Raw genomic sequence first — 2528 nt, 5'->3', positions numbered from 1 at the left:
AGCTTCGTTGCATGCGTGGCGGCCCGCCACCCCCATCGTCATGATGCTGTGACCAGCATGGATCCTTGATCGACAGGACTTTGAAACCGCCCTGCCTGCGTACCGCGCTCCAGACGCAGGCAGCGGGTAGCGTGGCGAGATCGACCGCGGTGCCGATAGCGATGCCACACGACGACGGCCTTGACGCCGATGTCCGAGAACTCGTCGCTCTTTCAGACGCATTGGGAGACGCGTAACACACGCCCCTGATCGAGAACCGGATGGTCCATGTCGAAGACCTCCGAAAGCCGGGCCCGAGTTGGCCTTCTTTCCCATGCCCCTGGCACCTCGGCTGGCCCGAGCAAAGCCGTCGGCTCGGGGCCCCTCCGCTCCTCGCAGCCAGACGCGGATTGGATAAGGAAACGGAAAATGGAACTGTTGATCTCAGCTGCCCAGGTGCTGACGGGCCCTGGTGGCGCATGCATAGATGACGGAGCTGTACTCGTCAGCGGAAGCGCAATCGCTGCGGTTGGCACGCGGAAGGAGGTTGAAGAAGTCGCCCCCGCGGGCGTACAGAGGGCATCCTTCCCACAGGGCACGATTCTCCCAGGCCTGATCGACTGTCATGTGCACCTCGCATTCGACGCTTCGCCCGATCCGGTGGGTGCGTTGCGCGAGGCGGACGATCTGAGCCTGCTTCTTGGTATGGCCGGAAGGGCACAGCAACTTTTGGCAGTCGGAGTGACCACGGCACGGGACCTTGGTGACCGAGGTGGGCTCTCTGTGCGCCTTCGTGACGCGATCGCAGCGGGTGTTCTGCACGGCCCACGGATCCTTGCCGCGACGGCCCCTCTCACCCCACCTGGAGGGCACTGCTGGTTCCTTGGCGGTGAGGTTGCCGGCCAGGAGGCCATCAGGAACCAGGTGCGACGCAATGCGGAGACCGGCGCCGACGTGATCAAGGTCATGGCCACAGGTGGCGGACTTACCCGGGGCGGAGCGGCGACCTGGCAGTCCCAGTTCACCACCAAGGAGTTGCGTTTGGTCGTCGAGGAGGCCCACCGGACCGGCCTGCCTGTCGCAGCGCACGCCCACGGCACGGCCGGCATCGCGAGTGCCGTCGCCGCAGGCGTGAACACGGTCGAGCACTGCACCTGGATGGTTGAGGGCGGCTTCGAGATGCGCGGCGACGTCGTCGCCGATCTCATCGCGAAGGAGATCCACGTCTGCCCGGCTGCGAGCCCCAACTGGCGGCGCTTCGTCGAGCGGTTCGGCAGGGAGCGTGCAGAGGAACTGTTCGGCCAAGTGAGGTGGATGGCCGAGCAGGGAGTTCGCCTGGTGGCCGGAACGGATGCCGGGGTGCCAGGCGCCATGTTCGACGGCTTCGTGAACGGTCTGGAGCTCTACGAGCACCTGGGCTTTCCCCAGGACCGCATCCTCGACATGGCCACCGTCGAAGCCGCCCGCGCTCTCGGAATCGACGCCGACACTGGACAGCTCGTCGCTGGCTACCGCGCCGACTTGCTCGTCGTCGACGGCGACCCGCTCCGCGACCTGAATGCGCTGCGTGCTCTCCGCCTCGTCCTGGCAGGAGGACGTCTATACAGCAACGGCACCGATGCGGGTTGGTGACGGGGGCGACTTTGCTCCTCTGACAAGAGCCTGACCAAGTTCCATGTGCGTCCGGGGTCAGAGCCGACTGACCCAGGGCGCACCCATCAGACGCGGGCGCTCCTCTTCGGTGACTGGAGCGCGCTCTAGAGATCTTTAAGGGTGCGGGTTACGTCGGTTGGATGTGCCTGGGCGCTTGAGCGAGTGGGCGCGTCAGCCCGCGATCGGAGCGCTACGTCCAGCCGGCGTGGGGTGGCGGTGGGTCCTGGCGTCGATTGGCGCCTCTGGCGCCTGCTATGTCAGTGGCGCCGGTTATGTTGCTGGGCATGACAAGTTGGATCGACTGCGGCGTCATGGCGTGGGTGGAAGAAGAGCGGTACCGGGAAGACGAAACGGTCCTGGTCTATTTCAAGGGGACCAGCCTGGCCGCCATGGCTGAAGGCCTGTCCGCGCAGCAGCGGCCGCCGTTCGCCTACGGCAACGACCCAGCACCCGGCGACTGGGGCGTGATCGTGCACCACATGTTCAACCGCGACGACTACGACGAGATCGACTACCGCGAGCTGTGCCCCCAGGGCGCTGAGCTGACGGTGTTCGTTCCCAACCCGTGCGTTGCCAAGGCCCACGGGCCCAAGGCATACCACTACAAGGACGGCCAGATATCGTCCTGCATCGACTACGAGAACCCCGAGTACGTCGGAGAATACTGGCCCAACAAGATGGCCCCCCTCATCACGGCAGCTGGACTGGACCATCAGAACGAGACCTACGAGGAGCAGCTGACCCAGCTGGTCTGTGACCACCTGGGGCTGCCCGCATTGGATCGCAACACCATCACGGTGGGGGTCTGTGTAGCGAACGGTGGAACTCGGTCGGTTTTGTTCAGTGGCGTCCGGCGGTGAGCCGGCCGTCGAAGGTGATGTCGAAGGCTTGGAGTG

Annotated in this window: 2 protein-coding genes; both read left to right on the top strand. The window is 65.2% G+C overall.

What is annotated here, in order from left to right:
- The first annotated feature begins 408 nt into the window (after nucleotides 1-408).
- The gene (locus ABZ646_RS44780; protein ID WP_360533021.1) at nucleotides 409-1611 is read left to right on the top strand and encodes an amidohydrolase family protein; all 1203 of its coding nucleotides are present in this window, start codon (nucleotides 409-411) and stop codon (nucleotides 1609-1611) included.
- A 305-nt stretch (nucleotides 1612-1916) separates the two neighbouring features.
- Entirely contained in the window at nucleotides 1917-2492 is a 576-nt protein-coding gene (locus ABZ646_RS44775; RefSeq protein WP_360533018.1) for a hypothetical protein, read from the top strand.
- Nucleotides 2493-2528: the final 36 nt, after the last annotated feature.

Source organism: Streptomyces sp. NPDC007162 (assembly GCF_040634175.1).
Taxonomy (GTDB): Bacteria; Actinomycetota; Actinomycetes; order Streptomycetales; family Streptomycetaceae; genus Streptomyces.
Note: the sequence above shows the minus strand (reverse complement) of the source record. Positions and strands in the feature narration are given on the sequence as shown.